20 protein-coding genes are annotated in these 17700 nt (G+C 72.2%); 7 read left to right on the forward strand and 13 right to left on the reverse strand.

All coding sequences use genetic code 11. The annotated features are described in order from the left end of the window. The first annotated feature begins 7 nt into the window (after window positions 1-7). The 5 genes from ccoO (at window position 8) to MTBUT4_RS16210 (ending at window position 2859) form a co-directional block, all read left to right on the forward strand. Entirely contained in the window at window positions 8-739 is a 732-nt protein-coding gene (ccoO, locus tag MTBUT4_RS16190) for a cytochrome-c oxidase, cbb3-type subunit II (RefSeq protein ID WP_173980729.1), read from the forward strand. Between the two features lie 12 nt (window positions 740-751). Continuing rightward, entirely contained in the window at window positions 752-916 is a 165-nt protein-coding gene (locus tag MTBUT4_RS16195; protein WP_173980730.1) for a cbb3-type cytochrome c oxidase subunit 3, read from the forward strand. Window position 917: 1 nt separating this feature from the next. After that, on the forward strand, window positions 918-1793 hold the full coding sequence (gene ccoP, locus MTBUT4_RS16200; RefSeq protein WP_173980731.1) for a cytochrome-c oxidase, cbb3-type subunit III: 876 nt from the start codon (window positions 918-920) through the stop codon (window positions 1791-1793). Window positions 1794-1858: 65 nt separating this feature from the next. Next, on the forward strand, window positions 1859-2521 hold the full coding sequence (locus MTBUT4_RS16205; protein ID WP_173980732.1) for a Crp/Fnr family transcriptional regulator: 663 nt from the start codon (window positions 1859-1861) through the stop codon (window positions 2519-2521). Next, window positions 2515-2859 carry a NifB/NifX family molybdenum-iron cluster-binding protein gene (locus tag MTBUT4_RS16210; protein ID WP_173980733.1) on the forward strand — a complete coding sequence of 115 codons (345 nt, stop codon included), beginning with the start codon at window positions 2515-2517 and terminating at the stop codon, window positions 2857-2859. The genes MTBUT4_RS16205 and MTBUT4_RS16210 overlap by 7 nt, the downstream gene beginning before the upstream one ends. Window positions 2860-2870: 11 nt before the next feature. Here the strand turns inward: MTBUT4_RS16210 and MTBUT4_RS16215 are convergent, their stop codons facing one another. The 13 genes from MTBUT4_RS16215 to MTBUT4_RS16275 form a co-directional block, all read right to left on the reverse strand. Further along, complete coding sequence (locus MTBUT4_RS16215) at window positions 2871-3410, reverse strand: TadE/TadG family type IV pilus assembly protein (protein ID WP_173980734.1); 540 nt, start codon at window positions 3408-3410, stop codon at window positions 2871-2873. After that, complete coding sequence (locus MTBUT4_RS16220; protein WP_173980735.1) at window positions 3407-3976, reverse strand: TadE/TadG family type IV pilus assembly protein; 570 nt, start codon at window positions 3974-3976, stop codon at window positions 3407-3409. The genes MTBUT4_RS16215 and MTBUT4_RS16220 overlap by 4 nt, the downstream gene beginning before the upstream one ends. 11 nt (window positions 3977-3987) lie before the next feature. Next, entirely contained in the window at window positions 3988-5382 is a 1395-nt protein-coding gene (locus MTBUT4_RS16225) for a pilus assembly protein TadG-related protein (RefSeq protein ID WP_173980736.1), read from the reverse strand. A gap of 2 nt (window positions 5383-5384) precedes the next feature. After that, on the reverse strand, window positions 5385-5876 hold the full coding sequence (locus tag MTBUT4_RS16230; protein ID WP_217424192.1) for a prepilin peptidase: 492 nt from the start codon (window positions 5874-5876) through the stop codon (window positions 5385-5387). A gap of 34 nt (window positions 5877-5910) precedes the next feature. Further along, complete coding sequence (locus MTBUT4_RS16235) at window positions 5911-6765, reverse strand: tetratricopeptide repeat protein (protein WP_173980737.1); 855 nt, start codon at window positions 6763-6765, stop codon at window positions 5911-5913. 16 nt (window positions 6766-6781) lie between these two features. Continuing rightward, entirely contained in the window at window positions 6782-7648 is an 867-nt protein-coding gene (locus MTBUT4_RS16240) for a type II secretion system F family protein (protein ID WP_173980738.1), read from the reverse strand. An 8-nt stretch (window positions 7649-7656) separates the two neighbouring features. After that, window positions 7657-8586 carry a type II secretion system F family protein gene (locus tag MTBUT4_RS16245; RefSeq protein ID WP_173980739.1) on the reverse strand — a complete coding sequence of 310 codons (930 nt, stop codon included), beginning with the start codon at window positions 8584-8586 and terminating at the stop codon, window positions 7657-7659. Between the two features lie 14 nt (window positions 8587-8600). Further along, a complete protein-coding gene (locus tag MTBUT4_RS16250; protein ID WP_173980740.1) occupies window positions 8601-9947 on the reverse strand; it encodes a CpaF family protein in 1347 nt (448 codons plus the stop codon). After that, the gene (locus MTBUT4_RS16255) at window positions 9944-11137 is read right to left on the reverse strand and encodes an AAA family ATPase (RefSeq protein WP_173980741.1); all 1194 of its coding nucleotides are present in this window, start codon (window positions 11135-11137) and stop codon (window positions 9944-9946) included. The genes MTBUT4_RS16250 and MTBUT4_RS16255 overlap by 4 nt, the downstream gene beginning before the upstream one ends. A gap of 8 nt (window positions 11138-11145) precedes the next feature. Continuing rightward, on the reverse strand, window positions 11146-11409 hold the full coding sequence (locus tag MTBUT4_RS16260) for a hypothetical protein (RefSeq protein WP_173980742.1): 264 nt from the start codon (window positions 11407-11409) through the stop codon (window positions 11146-11148). Between the two features lie 14 nt (window positions 11410-11423). Beyond that, on the reverse strand, window positions 11424-12734 hold the full coding sequence (locus MTBUT4_RS16265; RefSeq protein ID WP_173980743.1) for a type II and III secretion system protein family protein: 1311 nt from the start codon (window positions 12732-12734) through the stop codon (window positions 11424-11426). A 27-nt stretch (window positions 12735-12761) separates the two neighbouring features. Further along, window positions 12762-13553, reverse strand: coding sequence for a Flp pilus assembly protein CpaB (gene cpaB, locus MTBUT4_RS16270; RefSeq protein ID WP_173980744.1), 792 nt, complete (start codon window positions 13551-13553; stop codon window positions 12762-12764). A 78-nt stretch (window positions 13554-13631) separates the two neighbouring features. Beyond that, the gene (locus tag MTBUT4_RS16275) at window positions 13632-13844 is read right to left on the reverse strand and encodes a Flp family type IVb pilin (protein ID WP_173980745.1); all 213 of its coding nucleotides are present in this window, start codon (window positions 13842-13844) and stop codon (window positions 13632-13634) included. 426 nt (window positions 13845-14270) lie between these two features. Between MTBUT4_RS16275 and MTBUT4_RS16280 the strand changes: the two genes are divergently transcribed. Together MTBUT4_RS16280 and MTBUT4_RS16285 are read left to right on the forward strand one after the other, a co-directional pair. Continuing rightward, window positions 14271-15551 (forward strand): urea ABC transporter substrate-binding protein, encoded by a 1281-nt coding sequence (locus MTBUT4_RS16280; protein ID WP_254434891.1) that lies wholly within the window; start codon window positions 14271-14273, stop codon window positions 15549-15551. After that, window positions 15548-17700: hybrid sensor histidine kinase/response regulator (locus MTBUT4_RS16285; protein ID WP_173980747.1), on the forward strand; the 2153-nt coding region annotated here is incomplete at its 3' end. The genes MTBUT4_RS16280 and MTBUT4_RS16285, both read left to right, overlap by 4 nt.

Below are 17700 nucleotides of genomic sequence, written 5' to 3' on the forward strand. Positions count from 1 at the left end.
GGAGACCATGTCCGTATTCCGTCATCACGCCAAACTCGAGACCAACGTCTTCCTGCTCGCCGTCGGCATCCTGCTGACGGTGATCACCGGCGGCCTGATCGAGATCGTGCCGCTGTTCACCATCGAGAGCACCATCGAGAAGGTGCAGGGGGTGCGTCCCTACAGCCCGCTGGAGCAGGCCGGCCGCAACATCTACGTGCGGGAGGGCTGCTATCTGTGCCACAGCCAGATGGTCCGCCCCTTCAAGGACGAGATCGAGCGCTATGGCCATTACAGCCTGGCGGCCGAGTCCAAGTACGATCATCCGTTCCAGTGGGGGTCGAAGCGCACCGGGCCGGACCTCGCCCGCGTGGGGGGCAAGTACACCAACGACTGGCACGTCCGCCACATGATCAATCCCCGGGACGTCGTTCCCGAATCCGTCATGCCCGGCTATCCGCATCTGATGCGGCCGCTGTCCTTCAACTCCGCCCCGGCGCATCTGCAGGCCCTCAAGGTCGTCGGCGTTCCCTACAGCGACGAGCAGATCCGGAACGCCAAGGCGGATCTTCTGGAACAGGCCGATCCCGCCGCCACCGAGGCCTCGGGCGTCGTCAAGCGGTATCCGAACGCCAAGTTCGGCGACTTCGACGGCGATCCCAAGGTGGTGTCCGAGATGGACGCCCTGGTGGCGTACCTGCAGGTCCTCGGCACCATGGTGGATTTCACCACCGTCAAGCCCGAGAAGATCTACCGGTAGGGGAGGGGAAACTTGCTCGAGACTCTGGTCAACGAGGTTCTCCGCCCCCTCTGGGGTCTGTGGTTAATGGTTCTGTTCCTCGGGATCGTCTTCTGGGCCTACCGTCCGAAAAACAAGGACAGGTTCGAGTCCTACGCAGACATCCCCTTGAGGGACGACGAAGACAAGGAGCGCTGATATGGCTTCCATGGAGAAGGACTCGGTTTCCGGTCAGATGACGACCGGGCACGAGTGGGACGGCATCAAGGAGCTCAACACTCCTCTGCCGAAGTGGTGGGTCTACGTGTTCTGGGCCTGCGTGGTCTGGTCCGTCGCCTATTGGGTCGCCATGCCGACCTGGCCGACCATCAACGGCTACACCGAGGGCATGCTGGGCTATTCCTCGCGGGCCGAGCTCGACAACGAGCTGAAGGCCCAGAAGCAGGCCCGCGGCGCGTGGCTGGCCAAGTTCCAGACCGCCAGTGTCGAGGACATCGCCAAGGACAAGACCCTGCTCAACTACGCCCTGGTGGGCGGCAAGGTGTCGTTCGGCGAGAACTGCTCGGCCTGCCATGGCTCGGGTGGTGTCGGCGTCGCCGGCGCCTATCCGCGCCTGGCCGATGACGAGTGGATCTGGGGCGGCACCCTGGCCGAGATCGAGCAGACCATCAAGTTCGGCGTCCGCAACGAGCATGCGGATTCGCGCCAGAGCGAGATGCTGCCGTTCGGCACGGGGGATGCCTTAAGCGCCGAGCAGGTCGGGCAGCTGGCCGATTACGTGGTGTCGCTGTCGACGAAGACCCCCGCCGCCGGCTCGCCGGGCGAGGCCATCTTCGCCGAGCGTTGCACCGCCTGCCACCAGGAAGGCGGCGTGGGCTCCAAGGACCTGGGCGCCCCGGCGCTCAACAACGCCATCTGGCTGTGGAAGGGCAACAATCAGGCCGCCAAGGACATGGTGGTGGCCCAGATCACCAAGCCCAAGCACGGCTCCATGCCGGCCTGGGCCGGGCGTCTTGACGACAACACCATCAAGATGCTGGCGGTCTACGTCCACTCGCTGGGCGGCGGCCAATAGAATAGGCAACAGGGCCGGGGCCGTCCGCGGCTCCGGCCCGTCCTTTCCGAAGGGGACGGTGCGCCGTGTTTTCCCTGACCGATGCCTGCCACGCCAATGCCGCCGCCCGCGGCCGTCTGTGCGCCTGCCTTCACGGCGGCACCCTGGGCCGCCTGCGTTCGCTCACCGGCGATCTCGGCGCCGCCGCCGCGACCCGGCTGTTCACCCCGGGTGCCCCGGCGGATCACCTGTTCGGTCTTCGCCAGGGCATGGTCATGCTGAGCAGCCAGATGCCCGACGGCCGCCGCCAGGTGCTGGCCTTCCTGCTGCCCGGCGACATTTTCGGCTTCACCGCCGATTCCATCCACCACGAGACCGCGACGGCGCTGGAGCGCTCGAGCTTCTGCCGCTTCGGCCGCGACGACATCGAGGCCGATCCCGAATTGTCGGAACGGCTGCACCAGGTGGCGCGACGGCAATTGCTGGACGCCCATGACCGGCTGCTGTGCCTGGGCCGCATGACGGCGCCCGAGCGGGTGGCCGGGTTCCTGGCCGACCTCAGGCGGCGTTCCGGCCGCCCCGCCGCCCTGCATCTGCCCATGCGGCTGGCCGACATCGCCGACCACCTCGGCCTGCGCCCGGAAACGGTGTCGCGCTGTTTCACCGACCTGCGCCGCCAGGGGGTGATCGGCACCCTCGGCGTCGATGGAATCCTGCCGCTGTATCGCCCGGAGGCCCTGCCATGCTGATCGCGATCGCCAGCCAGAACTGGAAGACCGTCACCGCCCATCCCGGCAAGACCCGCCGCTTCCGCCTGTTCGACGCGGCCGCCGGCCGGCCGCCGGAGGAACGGCCTCGGCTGGAGCTGGACAAGGAGATGGTGCTGCACGAGTACCGTGGCGATGAGTCCGCGCATCCGCTGTTCGCCGTCGATGTGGTCATCGCGGGCAGCGCCGGCGAGGGCTTCATCCGGCGGCTGGGGGCGCGGGGGGTGACGGTGGTCACCACCGCCGAGCCCGATCCGCTGGCCGCCATCGCCCATTTCTTCGCCGGAACCCTGCCGCCGGCCGCGCCGCATCACCACTGAATACCGGGCGCTCAGTCAAGCCGGGTGAGGCTGCCCAGGCGCGGGCGGTAGAAGCCCTGCTCGTACACAACCGGCGGGACGGGGATCGCGCTGGCCAGGTCCGAGCGGAAGGCGTGGAAGACCTCGGAGACGATCACGGTTTCGTCGGCGCGCAGCTCGAAGCCGGTGGGCAGCACGGCCGCGCCGCCCGGGCTGCCGATGCCGCTGGTCGCCGCCAGGGCGCCGCTATCGCCGTGCTGCCACAGCACCAAGGCGGGGCCGCCGCCGCTGCGCCCCACCGCGGTGACGATGGTGCGGCCGTCGCTCTGGTGGTCGAACGGCAGCAGCACATGGCGGCCGGCGGCGAACAGGGCGTCGAGCTGGGCCTGCGACAGGGTCTCGGCCTGGGCGACCAAATCGCCCAGGGTGGCGGCCAGCCGCTGCACCTTCTGGGTCAGCAGGATCAGGCTGGCGAATTGCAGTCCGGCCAGCAGCAGGATCACCAGCACCGGCAGGACGATGGCGAACTCGACCAGGGCGGTTCCGGCATCCCCCTTGTGCCGCCGCGTCATGGCGCCCCGTCCCACGGCTCGTTGCGGACCACCGCGCTGGCCCGCACCAGGGTCTCGCCGGCGCCGCCGATCCAGCGCTGCAGCGGGGTGAGGAAGGGCGAGCGGTACGAGATTGTATACAACACCACCTGTCCCGGCCCGCCGGCGCCCTCGTCGCCGCTGCCGTCGTCCCAGCGGCCGTTGCCGTTGATGTCGCGGAACTCCTCGCCGGCATCGTGGCGGCCGTTGACCACCAGGGTGTCGTCGAAGGGCTCGGGCACGCCGATCTGCCCGAAATCGCCGAACACCCGCATGTCGATGGTGGCGCTGCTGTCATCGACCAGGCCGAGGGTGCGGCGGCGCAGGATGTCCATGATGGCGGCGCGGCGGTCGGTGCCGGCCGGCGCCCAGCCGGTCAGGCCGAAGCGGGCGGCCTCGCGCAGGGCGCTTTCCATGGCGGCGTTGACCCAGACCAGGGCGAAACTCTCCACCATCACCATCAGCAGCAGCATCAGCACCGGCAGGGCTACCGCCATCTCGATGGCGGTGGCGCCGTCCTCGGCGGCGAGCAGGCGAGGGCGGGGCATGGCGGGTCCTCCTAGCGGGCCAAACGCAGGTTGCTGAGCGTCGTGCCGATCTGGCGGAAGGCGGCGCGCAGCGCCTCGTTGGTGGGCGAGTCGAAGTAGGTCTCGGCCCTCGAGGCGCAGCCCAGGAACAGCGCCCGGGTGGTGGCGTTGGGCACGTCGAAGGTGATGGTGTAGAGGGTCACCCCCTCGGCCTTCATGGCCTCGCAGGCGGCGGCCATGCGCTGGTTGACGCGGTTGGTGGCGGTGGTCAGGCTGGTGGTCCCCAGCCGGCCCCAGCCCAGCCGCCCATAGGCGGTGTAGTCCGAGCCCTGCGGCCCGGCCGGCGGCTGGTCGTAGAACTGGTTGACGCCGTCGGTCAGCAGCACCACCACCTTGTCCATGTACGCGGTGCGGTACTCCAGCGGCAGCTGAGGCGTGGTGCCGCTCCACAGGCCGCGCCAGCGCGGACTGAGCAGCCGCCATCCCCAGGCCAGCCCGAGATTGGCCATGGTGCCGCCGCGGTGCCAGGGTCCCATGGCGTCGATGGCGGCGAGGATGCGGGACTTCTCGGCCTGCATGGGGGTGATGGAAGGCGGGCAGCCCAGATTGGGGCCGCGGCCGCTGTTGCCGGTGGTGTTGGTCGCCGTGCTCTCGTCCGCCGGCGGGTAATGGTTGTCGCTGTCGGACGGGTAGTGGAAGGGCAGGAAGCGCTCGATTGCGGGCGGCGCATCGGTGGTGTCGTTGCCGCTGGCGGCGCGGGCCTCGACGCAGCCCTTCCATCCCTGCGGGCTGGCCGAGTAGTCGCGCGCCGCCAGGGCGCCGGGGGGCAGCCAGGCGCCGTTTCCGGGGCCGATGTTGACGGTGGCGGTATAGGGCACCAGGCTGACCCACACATTGGGAATGCGCTCGCGGTTTCCGTACAGGATCTCCACCAGGTCGCGGGCGCCGGCCTTCATGGCGTCGATGCGGCCGGCGCTCAGCATCGAGCCGGTATTGTCCATCACCAGCACCAGCTCCATCCCGCGCGAGGCGCGGTGCACCGTGGCACCGGCGGCGACCTCGATGGTGGGACGGCCGACCAGCGCCATCAGGGTGTTGTCGAGGATGGCCGAAGCGGTCACCGTCAAGGTCTCGCCGCCGTCGCCGGCGGCAATGGCGACGTCGCCGATGCGGGCGCCGAGATAGCCGGCGGGCAGATTGGCGCGGAAGTAGCGCCGCACGTCGTCGTCGCGCTCGGGCTCGAACATCACCCGCCCGCCGGCCAGGGCGGCGGCGTCCAGCGCCTGCGACAGCCGCGCCTGGACCAGATAGGCGCGGGCGGCATCGACGCCCAGGCCGGCCATGGCCAGCAGCGGCACCAGCACCAGCGCCGCCATCACCGCGACGGCGCCGCCGTCTTCGCTGCCGATGCGAACGGACGTCGCCATGCTCAGCCGCCCAGCAGGGGCAGGCGCCAGACCAGCAGGATGCCGCCGGTGGCGATGGCCACCCCATAGGGAATGCCGGCCTTGGCGTGCAGCACCGCCGGCAGCGGGCCGCCACGCCCGATGGGCAGGGCGCGCAGACCGAGCAAGGCCAGGGTGAGGGCGGCGCCCGACAGGCTGACCAGCAGCATGAAGGCCCCCAGATTGGGCAGCCCCAGCCACAGGGTGGCGGCCGCCATCAGCTTGACGTCGCCGCCGCCCATCAGGCCCATGGCGAACAGGCCGGCACCGGCGGCGAACACCCCGAACCCGGCGGCGACGTGCCAGCCCCACGCCACCTGGACCGGCGCCAGCAGGGCGGCCAGGGGGAACAGCAGCGCCATGGCCAGGGTCAGGCGGTTGGGAATGCGGAAGCAGGCCAGGTCCCACCCGGCGGCGAGCACCAGCGGGACCAGGAACATGGCGGCGACCAAAGCGAGGGCAAGCGTCGGCATCATCCGTGGGGGCTCCGGGACGGGGGATATGGCGGGGTCAGCGGGCGGCGCGGGCCAGCCGGATGGCGGCCAGGCCGCGATCGGCAGCGGGCAGGTGGCGGGGGCTGGCGGACAGGGCGCGGCCGAGATAGCTCTCGGCCGTCTCGAGCTCGCCACGGGCCAGCGCGATGGCGCCGACGTCGCTCAGGGCCGCCGGCGCCTCGTCCGGCGGGGCGCCGGCCAGGGCCTCGTCGTAGCGCCCCTGCCAGGCCAGGGCCAGGCGCAGATTGCCGGCCGCCACCGCCAGCCGGGGCGCCAGGGCGAGGGCGGCGCGGAACGCCGCCTCGGCCTCGGCGTGGCGGCCGCGCAGCAGCAGCGAGAAGCCGCGGTTGTTGTGCACCGCCGCCGCCCGCGGCTCGGCCTCCAGGGCGGCGCCGTAGGCGGCATCGGCATCCGCCCAGCGCAAGGCGGCATCGGCCAGCCGGCCCAGCCCGTTCCACGCCCGCCACAGCCGGGGCGCGGCGGCCACCGCCTGGCGCAGCGAATCCTCGGCGGCGGCGGGGCGCCCCAGCGCCAGCAATGCCAGCCCGCGCCCCTGCGCCGCCGCCGGGTGCATGGCCGGGTCGGCGGCCAGCGCCTCGAACAGCGACAATGCCTCGCGCGGGCGGCCGCGGGACAGATGCAGCTCGGCCATGCCCAGGCGGGCCTCGGCATTTCCCGGCTCGGCGGCGAGGATGCGGGCATAGCGGCGCCCGGCCTCGTCGGGATGGCCGTCCTCCATGTCCTGGCGGGCGGCGGCAAGCTGGGCCGCGGTCTCGGCCGGACGCGGCGCCGCCACCTCGGGCGGCTCGGCCAGCAGCGTGCAGGCGGACAGCAGGAAGGCGGCGGGAAGGGTCAGCGCGATGCGGGGCATGGCAGGGTCCTCGGGGTCAGAAGCCGCGGTCGATCAGCGGCCAGAACAGGCGGGCCATCCGATGGGCGGCGGGGGTGACGATGACGATGATCAGCGCCGGCAGGATGAACAGGATCAGCGGCACCGACAGCTTGACCCCCAGTTCCTGCGCCTTCTGCTCGGCGGCCAGCAGGCGGCGGCTGCGCATGTCCTCGGCATAGGCGCGCAGGGTGTCGGCGATGCTGCTGCCCAGCGCCTCGGACTGGATCAGCATGGCGGCGAAGGCCTTGGCCTCGTCGAAGCCGAGCCGGTCGGCCAGCCCGCGCAGGGCGTCGTCGCGCCCCCGTCCGGCCCGCAGCTCGCGGCCCATCTGGGCATAATGGGCGCCCAGCAGCGGGTGGGCGGCGCCGATCTCGGCGGCGACGCGGGCGATGGCGGCGTCGAGCCCCAGGCCGGCCTCGACGCAGACCTGCATCAGGTCCAGGCTGTCGGGGAAGCCGTCGCGCAAGGCCAGGCGCCGGCTCCCGGCGCGGCGGTCGAGATGGATGGAGGCGAGCAGCCAGCCCATGGCCGCCAGGCCGCAGGCCAGGGCGATCCGCCGCTCCGGCTCGGGGGCGAGATCCAGCAGCCCGGCGGCGGCGAGGAAGCCAAGGGCGAGCAATGCGGCCAGACCCAGCCGCGCCAGCCGGAACACCGTCACCGCCCGGGCGCCGCCATAGCCGGCCGCCAGCAGCCGCCGCGCCAGGCCCGAAGGCGGCGGCGGCAGGGCGGCGGCCACCGCGCCGCCCCCGTCCGGCTGTGGCGGCACCAGGCGGCGGTCGCGGGGGTGGGAGTGCAGGCCCGCCATGGCGGCGGCGGCGAGCACCAGGGCGGTCACGGCGACGACGATGGCGGCGGCGAGCATGGTTGGCCTCAGATGCGGAAGTTGACCATTCGGGCCATCATGGCGATGCCCAGGACGATGCCGGCGAAGCCGCCGCCCAGCACCGCCAGGAACGGCGGGTCGGCCAGCACGCCGTCGTAATAGCCGGGGGCGAGGGCGGTGATGCCGAGGGCGACGCCGAACGGCAGCACCGACAGCACCGCCGCCGACAGCCGGCCCTCGGCCGACAGGGCGCGCACCTTGCGGTGCATGCGGCCGATGTCGCGCAGCACCCGGGCCAGGGTGTCGAGCAGCTCGGCCAGATTGCCGCCGCTGCCCTGCTGGATCGAAATGGCCACCGCCATGTAGCGCAGCTCGCGCCCGTCCATGCGCCGGCACAGATTGCCCAGCGCCTCGCGCAGATCGAGGCCGTAGGTCATCTCGTCGAATACCGTGGCGAACTCGCCGCCCAGCGGCTCGGGCATCTCGCGCGCCACCAGGCCCAACGCGGCGTTGATGGGGTGGCCGGCCCGCAGCGAGCGGGCCATCATCGCCAACGCCTCGGGCAGCTGGGCGGCGAAGCGGACGACCCGGCCGGCCGCCATGCGCCGCAGGACCACGACCGGCCCGCCGATGCCGGCCGCCAGGCCCAAGGCCGGCGCCACCAACGGACCGGCGCCCAGCGCCAGGGCCGCCACCGTGGCCGCCACCGTCACCGCCGCCATCAGCCCGGCCAGGCGCTCCACCGAAAGGCCGCTGCCGGCGCGGGCGAGCAGGCGCTCCAGCCATGCGGCGGGAGAAAGGCCGGCGGGGCGGCGGCCGGCCTTGCGCAGCGACGGAGCGGCATCGGCGGCGGTCACGGCGCCCAGGCGACGGGCCAGGCGCGGGTCGCCGCCGGCACCGGCGCGCCACGCCGCCGCCAGCAGGGCCAGGGTGGCGCCGGCCAAAGCGAGGATCAGCCAGGACAGGGGATCGGCCATGGGAAGCCCTCTCGTCAACTCGGCGTGCCCGGGGTGAACAAATCCTCGCCCAGCGGCACGCCGCGGGCGGCGAGGTCGGCGCAGAAGCGCGGGCGGATGCCCGAGGCCAGGAATTCGCCCACCACCCGCCCGTCGGCGCCGGTGGTGCGGCGGCGGAACAGGAAGATCTCCTGGATGGTGATGATGTCGCCCTCGATGCCGGTGACCTCCTGCACCGACACCACCCGGCGGCCGCCATCGACCATGCGCTCGACCTGCACCACCAGGTCCACCGCCGAGGCGATCTGCGCCCGCACCGCGCGGGGCGGCATGTCGATGCCGGCCATGCCGACCATCTGTTCCAGGCGGGCCAGGGCGTCGCGCGGGGTGTTGGCGTGGACCGAGGACATGGAGCCGTCATGGCCGGTGTTCATGGCCTGCAGCATGTCGAACGCCTCGCCGGCGCGGACCTCGCCCAGGATGATGCGGTCGGGGCGCATGCGCAGCGCGTTGCGCACCAGGTCGCGCTGGGTGATCTCGCCGCGCCCCTCGATATTGGGCGGCCGGGTTTCCAGCCGGGCCACGTGGGGCTGCTGCAGCTGCAACTCGGCGGCGTCCTCGATGGTGACGATGCGCTCGCGCGGGTCGATGGCCGCCGACAGCGCGTTCAGCAGGGTGGTCTTGCCGCTGCCGGTGCCGCCCGACACCACCAGGTTGAGCCGCCCGCGCACCGCCGCCTCCAGCACCCGCGCCATGGCCGGGGACAGGCTGCCGGACTCGATCATCTGGCGGGTGCCGAGCGGGGTGCGGGAGAACTTGCGGATCGATACCAGCGTGCCGTCCACCGCCACCGGCGGAATGGCGACGTTGACGCGCGAGCCGTCGGGCAGGCGGGCATCGACCAGCGGCTGCGCTTCGTGGACGCGGCGGCCCACCGCCGAGACGATCTTGTTGACGATGCGCTGCAGGTGGCGCTCGTCCTTGAAGCGCACGGCGGTGGGCTCGAGCCGGCCGCGCCGCTCGACCACCACCTGCTGGTGGGTATTGACCAGGATGTCCGAGATGGTGGGGTCCTTGAGCAGCGGCTCCAGCGGCCCCAGCCCCAGCACCTCGTCCAGGATGTCGTCCACCAGCTGGGTCTTCTCGCGGTGGTTTAGCGGCACCGGGTCGCGGGCCATCAGGCTGCGCACCAGCTCGCCGACCTCGCGGACGAACTGGTCGTGCGCCATGGTCTCGATGGCGCCCAGGTTCATGGTGTCGAGCAGCTGCTGATGCAGCCGCACCTTCAGCGCCAGCATTGTGTCGGCCTCGGCCGGCGCCTCGAAGGCCGGGCGCGGCGGCGCGGCGGCGGCGAAGCGGCTGGTGGTGACGGGGGTGCTCATGGTTGGCCTCCCGCCCGGGCCAGCGCCACCGCGTCGCGGATCATGGCCGCCACCTTGGCCGCGGCGCGGCGGCCGCCGCGCACCCTGGACAGCGGCACGCCGCGATCGGCGGCCGCGCCGAAGGCGCGGTCGGCGCGCGGGATGGCATGGGCCACCGGCCGCCCGAGGGCGCGGGCGATGTCGGCCAGCGGCACGCCGGTGGCGAAAGGACCGGAACCGGTTCCGTTGGCCACCACCATCAGCGGCACCGCGCCGCAGCCCTCGGCGGCCAGGGTGTCGAGCTGGCGCCGCGCCATCCGCACCGAGGGCACGTCGGGGCGCAGCACCAGCACGATGCCATCGGCGCTGGCCAGCACCGCACGGGTCCACACCGACCATGACGGCGGCAGATCGATCAGCACGTGGCGGTATTCCTGGGCGGCGACGCTCACCAGGGCCTGCGCGGTCTCGGCCGACACCGCCTCGACGGGATGCATGGAGGAAGGGGCCGGCAGCAGGTCGATGCCGCTGGCATGGTGGGCGACGGCGCCGCGCAGCAGGGTGCCGTCGAAGCGGCGCGACAAATCGGGCAGCTCGATCAGGCTGGTCGGGTGGTCGATGTCCAGGCGCAGCGCGGCGGCGCCGAATTGCAGGTCGAGGTCCATCAGGCAGGTCTCGGCGCGCTCTCCCCGGCCGGTGGCCAGGGCGGCGGCGGCCTCGACCGCCAGGGTGGTGGCGCCGACTCCGCCGCCGGCCTTCAGGAAGGCGATGACCATGCCCCGCTCCGCGTCGGCATGGCCGCCGCCGCGCCGCCGCGTCGCGGCCAGCGCCGCCTGGACCGCCTCGATCAGGGCGGCGGGCACCATTGGCAGCGGCACCAGATCGGCGATGCCCAGGCGGATCAGCCGCCGCACCGGCTCCATTCCGGCCGGCTCGGCGGCGACCACCACCGAGGTGGTGGCGTGCAGCGCCTCGACCAGGGTTTCCAGCGCCGCCAGATGGGCGGCGGAGCCGAGATCGATGTCGGCCAGCAGCACGTCGGGCGGCGCGCGGGTCAGGGCTTCGGGGGACAGCGCGTCGATCTCGCCCAGCTGGCCCCGCACCGCCAGGCTGGCGATGCCCGACAGGGCGCGGGCGACGGCGTCGCGCGTCTCGGGCGTGCGGGACTGGGCGAGCAGGGTGGCCGGGCGGCCGTGGACCAGGGCGTGCATGGTCTGCCTCACTTGGCGGGGGTCAGCCGGATCAGGCCTTCCGAGGTGGACAAGGAGACCGGAGGGATGGTCTTGCCGGTGCGGTAGCGCTCCCACGCCTCGCCGGCCCGCCCGCCGTCCTGGCCGGCGGGGACGTCATCGGCGGCGGGCGGCGGCGGCAGCGTCTGGGCGGCCATGTTGAAGTGAACCGCGGCGCCGAAATCGGGGGCGATGGTGGCCTCCGACGAGCAGGCGGCGAGCAGCAGGAGAAGGGCGGCGGCGAGCGGGCGCATGGGAAGCCTCCGGGTCAGGGAACGAGGTAGCCGTAGCGGCCGGCGAGATCGGGGGCGGTCCCGCCGGTCGCCGGCCCCGCCACCCGCCCCATCAGGAACAGGTCGGCATCGGTGGGCGGCAGGAAGCCGTCGGTGGGCGCCGCCAGGGTTCCGGCCGCCACCGGGCGGACCAGGTGGGGGGTGACGATGATCACCAGCTCGGTCTCGCGGCGCTGGAATTCCGAGCTGCGGAACAGCGCCCCCAGGATGGGGATGTCGCCGATGCCCGGGATCTGGCGCACCTGGTCCTGGAAGTCGTTCTGCAGCAGCCCGGCGATGGCGAAGCTCTGGCCGGCGCGCAGCTCGACGGTGGTGGTGGCGCGGCGGGTGGTCAGGCCGGGGATGGAGAAGCCGGTCAGGGCGACGGCGTTGGTGCGGTCGATCTGGCTGACCTCGGGGCTGACCACCAGGTTGATCAGCCCGTCGCCCAGCACGGTGGGGGTGAAGGCCAGGCCGACGCCGAACTTCTTGAACTCGACGGTGATGGCGATGCCGGCGCCGGCCGCCGCCTGGGCCACCGGAATGGGGAACTCGCCGCCGGCCAGGAAGTTGGCGGTGTCGCCCGACAGGGCGATCAGGTTGGGCTCGGCCAGGACCTTGACCATGCCCTTTTCCTCCAGCGCGTCGAACAGCAGGTCCAGCGTCCCCCACGAGGAGGTGGTGAGCAGCTCGGCGGTGGCGAAGCGCCCGAGATCGAGGGGGTCGAGGGTGGCGAAGTTGAAGTCGCCGCCGGTGAAGCCGGGCTTCACCCCCAGCTCGCGGGCCACCGAGCGGCTGACCTCGGCCACCCGCACCGCCAGCATCACCTGCTGGCTGCCGCCGACGCGCAGCATGTTGGTCACCTTCTTGGGCGCGAAATGCTCGGCCAGGGCGAGGGCGCGGCCGGCCTGCTCGGCGCTGGAGACGGTGCCGCTCAGCACCACCGCGCCGCCGACCGCGCGGACCTCGACCGGCTGGTCCGGCATCAGCTCGTGCAGGCGGCGCTTCAGGCCGTCCACATCGGCGGTGACCACCAGCTCGTGCACCGCGACCAGCTGCTTGCCCCGGTCGAACAGCGACAGGGTGGTGGCGCCGGTGGCCTTGCCCAGCACCTGGACCGCGCGGTCGGTCATGGGCACCACGTCGGCGATGGCGGGATTGCCGACGGCGACATGGGCGAAGGGGGTGGGGACACGCAGCAGGCGCGCCTTGTCGATGGCCACCTCGATGGCGGGGTCCTGGCCATGGGCCGGCAGAACCAGGAACAGCAGGACCAGGACGAGGGCGTGGCGCAACGCGGTGAACATGGCGGCGGCCTTCCGGGTTTGGTGGGGTCAGCGGTCGCGGGCGACCCGGGATGTTGCGGCCTCGGTGCCGCGCAGCACCCGCACGGCGACACTGTCCTCGCCTCTCGTCGCCGCGCGGGGCGGGGCGAGGTCGGCCAGGCCCACCGTGCGCGGTTTCACCTCGGTCCCGTCGGCGACGCTGCGCAGGGCCAGGCCGATTGTGCCGACATCGGTGGCCAGGGTGATCTTCTGGGCCTCCTCGGGCGTGACCTCCAGGGTCACCGCGCGGGCCACCATGGGCTTGTCCTTGCGCTCGCTGGCCTCCTGGTCGATTCCCAGCACCTTGATCCGCTGCAGCAGCACGTCGGTGACCGGGTTGTCGCGCCCGAGATCGCGGGTCAGCAGCACGTCCACCCGGTCGCCCGGCAGCACGAAGCCGGCCACCCCCAGGACATCGTTGACCCGGATGGTGACGGCCCGGTGCCGGCCGGAGATCTGCGCCGACAGGGTGGCCCGCAGCGCCGCCCCCAGCTTGGCGGCGAGCACCGGCTCGCCGGCCGCCAGGGCGTGCAGCACGACGGCCCGGCCGGGATCGCCCAGCACGGCATCGATGGTGGGAAAGCTGCCCAGGGGAACCGCCAGCGGCGGCCATGGAGTCTCGGCCAGATGACGGCGTTCGAGGCGGGTGCCGGCCGGCAGCGGCTCGCGCGCCACCACCACGGTGAGGGCGGGCGTGGGGGCGGCAGCAGGGGCGCGGGTGAGCCACTGGTGGGCGAGAACCACCGAGGCCAGGCCCAGGACCAGGGCCGAGGCCAGCAGCAGGATGGAGCGTTGCCGCATGGCGGACCTTGCAGGAAACGGAGGGACGGGACCGGGGAGCCGCGTTGCGGCGGCTCCCCAAGGACGGTGCGGCGAGGCTCAGCCGCCGGTGCCGCCGGTGCCGCCGGGCACGGTGCGCGACTGCAGGTCGCTGCCGATGTTGCCGAAGAAGGTGCTGATGCCGTTGCCCAGGGTGCCCATGCCGATGGCGGCGGTGAGCGCGATCACCGCGGCCAGCATGGCGTACTCGATGGCCGGAGCGCCGCTGTCGTCCTTGGCCAGGCGGGAGAGGAAGCTGGAGAACCTATTCATGACAATCTCCACCAGAGAGGGGTCCGGAGCATCCGGGCCGCCAGCACGCGTGTGGGGTGGCGGGCGGCGCGTTCGGATGACGCAGCGGATGGTGCCGGACGGCCGATGAATTGTCGTGGTCTCAAAAGAGAGTGTTTCGGTCTCTTCCGAGTTACGAAGGTGCCGACACTGTACATAGAACCAGTCATAACGACGTCTGGCCTATTGTTACGATAATATTCATATTGCGTTTGTTTTGCGGGCTTTGGCCGGGCGGCAACGCCTGCCGGGATGTCCGGGTCTTGGGCATCTGGCGGGCCGCCGCGCCCAATCTCGCGCCACTTCGTCGCGGTCGGCGGTGATTTTCCGGGCGCCTGGGGCTGGCGCGGTTCTTGCAGCGCTCCGGCGCGAAATCCGGACGGGGAGCCTTCCTGGATGTCTGGGGGCTTGCGCAGAGGGTACTACGCGGGAGCGCTGCTGTTCGCCATCGCCGGCGGGCTGGCGGCCTGGAGCGCCATTCAGGGTCTGAGCACCGGCAGAAGCGGCGCGTCCGGGCCGATCCGCGTCGGCGTGCTGCATTCCCGCACCGGCACCATGGCGGTGTCGGAACAGCCGGTCATCGACGCCACCCTTTACGCCATCGAGGAACTCAACCGGGCCGGCGGCGTGCTCGGGCGGCCGGTCCAGGCCATCGTCGTCGACGGCCGTTCCGACTGGGCGGTATTCGCCGCCGAGGCCGAACGGCTGGTCACCGGTGATCGGGTGTCGGCGGTGTTCGGCTGCTGGACCTCGGCCTGCCGCAAGACGGTGAAGCCGGTCTTCGAGCGGCACGATTCGGTGCTGTTCTACCCGGTCCAGTACGAGGGGCTGGAGGCCTCGCCCAACATCGTCTACACCGGCGCGGCGCCCAATCAGCAGATCATCCCGGCCATCAAGTGGACGCTGGACAATCTGGGGCGGCGGCTGTTCCTGGTCGGCTCGGACTACGTCTTTCCGCGCACCGCCCACAAGATCATCGCGGCACAGGTCACCGCCCTGCAGGGCGAGATCGTCGGCGAGGCCTACATGCCCCTGGGCGGGCAGGATTTCTCGGCCATCGTCGAGACCATCGGCCGGCTTCGCCCCGACGTCGTTTTCAACACCATCAACGGCGATTCCAACCGCGGCTTTCACCAGGCCTTGCGGGCCGCCGGCATCGTACCCGCGGACATTCCGGTGATGAGCTTCTCGCTGGCCGAGGCCGAGGTGCGGGCCTTCGGTCCGCAGATGATGGCCGGCGATTACGCCGCGCGAAACTACTTCCAGACCGTCGAAACGCCCGAGAACAGGGCCTTCGTCTCCGGCTTCAAGGCGCGCTTCGGCGCCGACTATCCCACCACCGCCCCCATGGAGGCGGCCTATTACGGCGTCAAGCTGTGGGCCCGCGCGGTGGAGGAGGCGGGCTCGCCCGACTTCCGCGATTTCCGCGCCACCATCAAGGGCCAGAGCATGGCCGCCCCGGGCGGCACCGTGACCATCGATCCGGCCACCCAGCACACCTGGAAGACCGTGCGCATCGGCCGCATCCGGCCCGACGGCAATTTCGAGATCGTGTGGGATTCGCAGCGGCCGGTGCGGCCGGTGCCGTTTCCAACCTTCCTGCCCCGAAGCGAATGGCTGGCCTTCCTGGACGGCCTTTACCGCGGCTGGCACGGCAACTGGGCGGCGCCGCCGCGGGAGGGGGAATGAAAGCGGCCTCCCCGTCCTGGCCGCGCTTCGGCCTGACCATGGAGATCGCGGCCGGCTATCTGCTGCTCGGCCTGCTGCCGCTGGTGCTGATCGTCGGCGCCTATTTCCGCACCTCCGAGCAGGCGCTGCTAGCCGAGATCAACCGGACGCTGGCCTCGGTCGCCGACCAGCGCACCGCCCGCATCGAGGAACTGGCCCGCGGCCGGGTGCGCGAGGTCGCCACCCTGGCCTATGTGCCGACGGTGATCGAGGCCATGCGGGCCATGGACGGGGCGGGGGATGGTTTTGGCAAGGGCGCCGCCTACGGCCCGGCCCTGGCCCGCTTCGCCGAGTCCTTCGGCGCCCGCAGCCTGATGCTGGTCACCACCCAGGGCGAGGTGGTGTTCAGTTCGGCGCAAGGCGGCGCAGGCACCAATCTGCTGACGGGGCCGCTGGCCGGCACGCTGCTGGCCCACGTCTTCGACCGCGCCAGGACCATCCTGGAGGCCGAGGTCTCGGACTTCGCCCCGGCGGCGCCCGGCGCGCCGGCCACCGCCTTCGCCGCCTCGCCGATCCTGCAGGGCGGCAGCCTGATCGGCGTCGTCGTGGTCGAGCTGGAGACCACCGCCATCTTCGACATCCTGGCCGATTCGACCGGCCTTGGCCGCACCGGCGAGGTGATGGCCGGGGGGTGGGGGGGGGACGGAGCCATCGTCCTCTACGGCCCGTCGCGGCACCAGCCCGGGGCCGGCCCGGGACAGGTCGGTGCCGGCGAGCGGCTTGGGGTTCCGCTCTCCCGCGCCCTGCGCGGCGAGCGCGGGGTGTCGTTCGCCACCGACTATCGCGGCGAGGAGGTGCTGACGGCATGGCGCTATTTGCCGTCGTTCCGCCTCGGCATGGTGGTCAAGATCGACGTCTCCGAGGCCCTGGCCGGCGTCGAGCGGCTGCGCCGGATCGGGCTGTGGGTGGGCGTCATCGCCACCCTGTTCGGGGTGCTGGCGGCCGCCGCGCTGTCGCGCGCCATCACCGAGCCGCTGCGCGAGCTGGCCGCCGCCACCCGTGCCCTGTCGCGCGGCGGCCTGGCCGAGCCGGTGCGGGTCAGCGGCGGCCAGGAGGTGGCCGATCTGGCCAACGCCTTCAACGACATGGCGGTGGAGATCAACACCTATCACCGCGGCCTGGAGCGCATGGTGGCGGAGCGGACGCGGGAATTGCTGGAAGCCAAGAACCAGGCCGAGGCCGCCACCCGGGCCAAGACCGAGTTCCTGGCGGTGATGAGCCACGAGCTGCGCACCCCCATGAACGGCCTGATCGGCATGGCCCAGGCGCTGGAAGGGCGCCTGGGGGACGATCCCGGGGGATTGGACGCCGCCCGCACCATCCGGCAGTCGGGCGAGACGCTGACCGTCCTGCTCAACGACATCCTCGACATCTCGCGCATCGAAGCCGGGCAATTGTCCTTCGACCACCGCGCCTTCCCGCCGGCCGAGGTGGTGCGCAGCCTGGTGGCGCTGATGGCCGTTCCCGCCGCCGAGAAGGGCCTGGAGATCCGGGCCGAGGTGGCCGGCGACCTGCCGCCGCTGGTCGAGGGCGATCCCATCCGGCTGCGCCAGGTGCTGCTCAACCTGGTGGGCAATGCGCTGAAGTTCACCGCCGCCGGCCAGGTGACCCTGTCGGTATGGTCGGACCCGGCCGAGGCCGGGCGGGCGCGGCTGACCTTTCAGGTCGCCGATACCGGCATCGGCATCCCGGACCACGCTTTGGCCACCATCTTCCAGCCCTTCACCCAGGTGGACGCCTCGATCTCGCGCCGCTTCGGCGGCGCCGGGCTGGGCCTGGCCATCGTGCGGCGCCTGGTCGAGGGCATGGGCGGGACGGTGTCGGTGGACAGCCGGCCGGGGGAGGGGAGCCGCTTCACCGTCCGGCTGGAGCTGGCCGTCGCCGCCCCCGCGGGCGCCGGGGACGGTGCCGACGACCCCATGCCGGTCCTTCCCCTGAGTGTCCTGGTGATCGAGGACGAGGAGGTCAATTGCCGGGTGCTGGACGGGCTGTTGCGGGCCGACGGTCACCGGGTCACCCTCACCCGTTCCGGCGACGAGGCCATCACGGCGGTGGAAGGCGGCGATTTCGACGTGGTGCTCGCCGATCTGCGCCTGCCCGGCATGGACGG

It is taken from the genome of Magnetospirillum sp. UT-4 (assembly GCF_902729435.1).
In the GTDB taxonomy this organism is placed as follows: domain Bacteria; phylum Pseudomonadota; class Alphaproteobacteria; order Rhodospirillales; family Magnetospirillaceae; genus Magnetospirillum.